General features: G+C 73.9%; 4 protein-coding genes and 1 pseudogene. 3 read left to right on the top strand and 2 right to left on the bottom strand.

Features of this window, described 5'->3' with window-relative positions:
* Positions 1-77: 77 nt before the first annotated feature.
* Complete coding sequence (locus AVW11_RS35060) at positions 78-1,442, bottom strand: geranylgeranyl reductase family protein (RefSeq protein ID WP_420856425.1); 1,365 nt, start codon at positions 1,440-1,442, stop codon at positions 78-80.
* A gap of 183 nt (positions 1,443-1,625) precedes the next feature.
* Between AVW11_RS35060 and AVW11_RS35065 the strand changes: the two genes are divergently transcribed.
* Positions 1,626-2,990, top strand: coding sequence for a dipeptidase (locus AVW11_RS35065; protein ID WP_060180337.1), 1,365 nt, complete (start codon positions 1,626-1,628; stop codon positions 2,988-2,990).
* A 113-nt stretch (positions 2,991-3,103) separates the two neighbouring features.
* A pseudogene (locus AVW11_RS35070) lies at positions 3,104-3,798 on the top strand (MBL fold metallo-hydrolase).
* A 41-nt stretch (positions 3,799-3,839) separates the two neighbouring features.
* Here the strand turns inward: AVW11_RS35070 and AVW11_RS35075 are convergent.
* Complete coding sequence (locus AVW11_RS35075) at positions 3,840-4,877, bottom strand: NUDIX hydrolase (protein WP_076047045.1); 1,038 nt, start codon at positions 4,875-4,877, stop codon at positions 3,840-3,842.
* A gap of 197 nt (positions 4,878-5,074) precedes the next feature.
* Here AVW11_RS35075 and AVW11_RS35080 point away from each other — a divergent pair, with 197 nt between their 5' ends.
* Positions 5,075-6,061: a LacI family DNA-binding transcriptional regulator gene (locus AVW11_RS35080; protein ID WP_225885088.1), complete on the top strand. Its 987-nt coding sequence runs from the start codon at positions 5,075-5,077 to the stop codon at positions 6,059-6,061.
* The last annotated feature ends 84 nt before the right edge of the window (positions 6,062-6,145 follow it).

Here is a 6,145-nt window from a genome sequence, read left to right on the forward strand (position 1 = left end):
CCCGCCACCGTGGCGGCCCCCCGTCCCTGAGGGCCGGGGGGCCGGGGGGCCGCGGGGCGGCGCCGCGGCGGCCGGGCCTACGCCCCGTCGCCGTTGCGGGCTGCCGCCGCCTGCTGCCGCGCGTCCAGCACGTGCAGCGCCTTGCGCGCCAGCGGATACGTACGCACCATGTCGGCCAGCGTCGTCGCGCCCCGCGTGATGCGCGCGAAGGCCCGCCAGGCCGGACGGAAGCCGGTGATCGCCGCGTGCAGCAGCCCCGGCCGGGCCTCGAAGACGGTCAGCATCCGCTTGCCGACGCCCATCTCCACACCCAGCCCCGCCTTCACCGCGAAGGCGTAGTTGAGGGCCTGGCGGCGCGCGTCCACCGCGTCCTGCGCTTCGGCGATCTTCACCGCCCACTCCCCCGCGAGGCGCCCCGAGCGCAGCGCGAAGGAGATGCCCTCACGCGTCCACGGCTCCAGCAGTCCGGCCGCGTCACCCGCGACCAGCACCCGGCCCCGGGAGAGCGGCGAATCGGGCTTGCGGCACCGCGTCAGGTGCCCGGAGGAGACGGCCGGTTCGAAGCCGGCGAGTCCGAGCCGGGCGATGAAGTCGTCCAGGTACCGCTTGGTCGCGGCTCCCTCGCCCTTCGCCGAGATCACCCCGACGGTGAGCGTGTCGCCCTTGGGGAAGACCCAGCCGTAACTGCCGGGCAGCGGACCCCAGTCGATCAGCACCCGCCCCTTCCAGTCCTCCGCCACCGTCGCGGGGACGGGGATCTCCGCCTCCAGGCCGAGGTCCACCTGGTCCATCTCGACACCCACGTGCGCGCCGATCCGGCTCGCGCTGCCGTCCGCGCCGACCACCGCGCGCGCCAGGACGGTCTCCCCGTCGGCCAGCACCACGGCGACGGTCCGCCGGTCGGGCACGGCCGCCCCGTGCTGCTCCACGCGGCTCACGGCGGTGCCCGTACGGACGGTGGCACCGGCCTTCTCCGCCTCCGCGACCAGGCCGGCGTCGAACTCGGGCCGGTTGATGAGCCCGAACAGCATGTGCTTCGAGCGCCGGGTGCGGGTCAGCTTGCCGTTCATCGAGAAGGTGACCGCATGGATGCGGTCCTTGAGAGGCAGGACGAAGCCCGGCGGCAGCGCGTCGCGCGAGGGGCCGATGATGCCGCCGCCGCAGGTTTTGTAGCGGGGCAGTTCGGCCTTCTCCAGCAGCAGGACGCGTCGCCCCGCCGTGGCCGCCGCGTACGCGGCCGAGGACCCGGCCGGCCCGGCTCCGACCACGACCACGTCCCACACTTCGCCGGCTCCCCCGGCCACCTCGTCGCCCGCCCCCTGCTCGGCCGGGGCCGCGCCCGTGCCCGCGCCTGCGTCAGCACCCATGCCTGCGTCTGCGTCGGCACCCATGCCTGCGCCTGCATCCGCACCTGCGTCGCGTACGTCGTCGTCGCTGCTCACGATGTGTTGCTGCTCCTGATCACCCGGTTGCTCCGCTGCCGGGGAAATCCTACGGCGAGACACCACCCCACCCTCGCTGTGCGAGGATCAAGACTGTCTTCTGCCGTACCCGGCATACGCACGCCCCGCACATGCGCGGGACGCGTACACGGATACAACGTCGCACCCAAAAGGAGCGTGCCCATGTCCCAGAATCCGATCGCCGAGACCGTCGCCTCGCTGATGCCCCGCGCCAAGCAGGAGCTGAGCGAGCTGGTGGCCTTCCAGTCGGTGGCGGACTGGGCGCAGTTCCCGAAGAGCGAGAGCGAGGCCGCGGCGAACTGGGTGGCCGACGCCCTGCGCGCCGAGGGCTTCCAGGACGTGGCACTGCTCGACACCCCGGACGGCACCCAGTCGGTGTACGGCTTCCTGCCCGGCCCCGACGGTGCGCCGACCGTCCTGCTCTACGCGCACTACGACGTGCAGCCGCCGCTGGACGACGACGCCTGGATCTCCCCGGCCTTCGAGCTGACCGAGCGCGACGGCCGCTGGTACGGGCGCGGTGCGGCCGACTGCAAGGGCGGCTTCATCATGCACCTGCTGGCGCTGCGCGCGCTGAAGGCCAACGGCGGTGTCCCGGTGAGCGTGAAGGTCATCGTCGAGGGCTCGGAGGAGCAGGGCACGGGCGGGCTCCAGAGTTACGCGGAGGCGCACCCGGAGCTGCTGGCCGCCGACACCATCGTCATCGGCGACGCCGGGAACTTCCGTCTCGGCCTGCCGACCGTGACCGCCACCCTGCGCGGCATGTGCCTGCTGAAGCTGAAGATCGACACGCTGGGCGGCAACCTGCACTCCGGCGTGTTCGGCGGGGCCGCGCCCGACGCGCTGGCCGCGCTGATCCGCGTACTGGACTCGCTGCGTGCCGCGGACGGTTCGACGACCGTGGACGGGCTCGCCGCGGACGCGGTGTGGGAGGGCCTGCAGTACCCGGAGGCGGACTTCCGCTCCGACGCGAAGGTCCTGGACGGGGTCGAGCTGATCGGCGCGGGCACGATCGCCGACCGGCTGTGGGCGCGTCCGGCCGTCACCGTGCTCGGTATCGACTGCCCGCCGGTGGTCGGCGCGACGCCGTCGGTGCACGCGAGTGCGGGCGCGCTGATCAGCCTGCGCGTGCCGCCGGGCGTGGACACCACCGAGGCCGTCAAGCTGCTCCAGGCCCACCTGGAGGCGCACACGCCGTGGAAGGCGCGCCTGGAACTGGAGCTCGTCGGGCAGGGCCAGCCGTTCCGGGCGGACACCGACAGCCCCGCGTACGCGTCGATGCGCACGGCCCTGGAGGCCGCCTACCCGGGCCAGGAGATGCAGATCACCGGAATGGGCGGGTCGATCCCGCTGTGCAACACGCTGACGTCGCTGTACCCGCAGGCGGAGATGCTGCTGATCGGCCTGAGCGAGCCGGAGGCGCAGATCCACGCGGTCAACGAGAGCGTCTCGCCGGAGGAGCTGGAGCGGCTGTCGGTGGCCGAAGCCCTGTTCCTCGTCAACTACGCGGCGTCCAAGGCCGCCTGATCCCAGCCGGCGCCGACCAGTCCGTTACGCCCAGGGCGCAGTGCGCCCTGGGCGCAGTGCGCTCACGGTGAAGTCACGCGCCCGGGGCGGCGGGCCGTCCGTACGTTCACCGTATGGACCTTGTCGAAGTGCTCCCGAACCGGCTCCACATGCTCCGCTTCCCCGTCGGCCAGGCCTACCTCTGGCAGGACGGCGAAGCGCTCACCCTCGTCGACGCGGGCAGCGCCGAATCCGCCGCGGAGATCGAAGGCGCGATACGTTCCCTCGGGCTGCCGCCCGAGCGGCTGGAGCGGATCGTCCTCACGCACTGCCACCGCGACCACGTGGGCGCGGCCGGTGAACTCGCCGCCCGCTGGGGGCAGCGGTGCTCGCGCACCGGCTGGACGCGCCGGTGGTCCGGGGCGAGCGGCCCGTTCCCGAACCTGCGCTCCTGGACTGGGAGCTCCCGCTGTACGCGCACGGCCTGACCGTCCCCGAGGCCCCGCCCACCCGGGTCGACCGAGAGCTGGCGGACGGGGACGCGCTCGGCTTCGGTGACGGGGCGTACGTCGTCCACGCGCCGGGCCACACGGACGGCAGCATCGCCGTCCATCTACCGCAGCACGGCGTGCTGTTCACGGGGGACTGCGTCGCCGCCGTCGGCCCGCTGATGCTGGGCGTCTTCAACGTCGACCGGGGCCGGGCGGTCGAGTCCATGCGGCGGCTGGCCGGACTCGCGCCGTCCCTCGCCTGCTTCGGGCACGGCGACCCCCTGACGGCGGACACCGCCCCCGCCCTGGCGAAAGCCGCCGCCGAAACGCCCGCCTGACCCCGTGGGCGAGTGAGCCGAGCCCGGAAACGGGGGTCGCCTCAGCCGGTGGGGACGCCCGCCTCCAGGTAGAGGGGGCGGGCGCGTTCGCGGGCGCGCAGGGCCCAGCACAGGCGTTCGTACCGGTGCTGCGGCAGCAGCTCGGCGGCCTCGGCCTCGGTCACGAAGCGCCAGGCCCGCAGCTCGGGGCCGGGCAGCCGCAGGCGCGCGGCCGCTTCTGCGGACAGGCGGCCGCCGTCGAAGAGCAGGCGCAGCCCGCCGTAGCCGGGGTGCTGCGGACGCTCCCAGTCGACCACGAGCAGCCCGGGCGTCTCGTCCAGTACGAGGCCCAGTTCCTCCGCGACCTCCCGTACGCCGGCGCGGGCGGGGGCCTCGCCCGCTTCGACGACGCCTCCCGGGAACTCCCAGCCCGCCTTGTACGTCGGATCCACCAGCAGCACCCGGTCCTGCTCGTCGAAGAGCAGCACCCCGGCCGCCACCGTCTCCCGTGTGGGCTCCGGGGTCTGCACGATGTCGCAGACCCGGGCGGTGTCCGAGCGGACGGCTTCGGCGATCCGCTCGGCGGTCTCCCGTACGGTCAGGAGCCCGTTGTCGATGACGTGGGCGTCGCCGCTGAGCCAGCCGAGGGCCTCCTGGTAGGCGGGGATGTGGTCGTAGGCCCACTGCCGGACCCGTAGGTCGACGTCCTCGGGCGCCCCGGGCTCCGTGCGGGTCGCGATCCGCTCCCGAAGGATCGTTTCAGCAGGAGCGAGCAGCACGTGCCGCACCGGTATCCGGCGGGCCGCCAGCCCGCCGAAGATCTCGTCCCGGTACTCCTGGCGCAGCAAGGTCATCGGGACGACGAGCATCCCGCCCGCCTCGGCGAGCACCGCCGCGGCCGTGTCCACGACCAGCCGCCGCCAGCTCGGCAGGTCCTGGTAGTCGGTGACCTCGGCCAGCCGTTTGGGCGGCAGCAGCACCCGCAGCGCGTCGCCGACGAACTCCGGGTCGAACAGGGTGCTGTCCGGGAGGATCGCGGTCAGTTCACGGGCCGTGCTGGTCTTCCCGGCGCTGAACGTGCCGTTGATCCAGACAATCACGTCTACCCCTCTCCCCATGGCTCGTCCGGAGCCCCCAGTGGCCTGCCCGCCCCACCCTGCCACGAAAACCTCACTATCGGCCGAGTGCTTATCCTCAAGGTCACGAGCCCGCACGCTCGCCCGAGTACGAGGGAGGATCCACGACCGTGCCCCACAACCACCGCCCGTCCGGCCCCCGCTACGGCAACCGGCCGACCATGAAGGACGTGGCGGCCCGGGCGGGGGTCGGCCTGAAGACGGTGTCCCGGGTGGTCAACGGCGAGCCGGGGGTCACCCCCGAGACGGAGAAGCGGGTCCAGGAGGCCATCGAGGCGCTGGGCTTCCGCCGCAACGACAGTGCGCGGGTGCTGCGCAAGGGCCGCACCGCCACCGTCGGCCTGGTCCTGGAGGACCTCGCCGACCCCTTCTACGGTCCGCTGAACCGGGCGGTGGAGGAGGTGGCCCGTGCGCACGGCGCGCTGCTCATCAACGGCTCCAGCGCGCAGGACCCGGACCGGGAGCGGGAGTTGGCGCTCGCGCTGTGCGCCCGCCGGGTGGACGGCCTGATCGTGATTCCGGCCGGGAACGACCACCGCTATCTGGAGCCGGAGATGCGGGCGGGCGTGGCCACGGTGTTCGTGGACCGGCCGGCCGGCGGGATCGACGCCGACGTGGTGCTGTCGGACAACTACGGCGGGGCCCGCGGCGGTGTCGCGCACCTCGTCGCGGGCGGCCACCGCAGGGTCGGCTTCATCGGGGACCACCCCCGCATCCACACGGCGACGGAACGCCTGCGCGGCTACCGCGCGGCCATGGCGGAGGCGGGCCTTGCCGTGGCCGAATCCTGGGTCTCGCTGGGCTCGACGGAGCCCGGGCGGGTCGCGGCGGCCGCGCGGTCGATGCTGGCGGGCCGGGAGCCGGTGACCGCCGTCTTCGCCGGCAACAACCGGGTGACGGTCACCGTGGTGCGCGTCCTGGCCTCCCTGCAACGCCCCGTGGCCCTGGTGGGCTTCGACGACTTCGAGCTGGCGGACCTGCTGCGGCCGGGCGTCACGGTGGTCGCCCAGGATCCGGCGGCACTGGGCCGGGTGGCCACGGACCGCCTCTTCCAACGGCTGTCGGGCACGAACCTCCCCCCGACCCGCATCGAACTCCCCACGCGCCTCGTCCCGCGCGGCTCGGGCGAGCTCCCGCCGGCGGACTGACCCCCGCCGGCCCGGCCCCGAGCCCCTTCGCGTCCGGGCCCGGACACGCCGGCGGCCCGGCCCCGGTGGAGCGGGGCCGGGCCG

The organism is Streptomyces amritsarensis (genome assembly GCF_001953875.1).
Lineage (GTDB): Bacteria > Actinomycetota > Actinomycetes > Streptomycetales > Streptomycetaceae > Streptomyces > Streptomyces amritsarensis.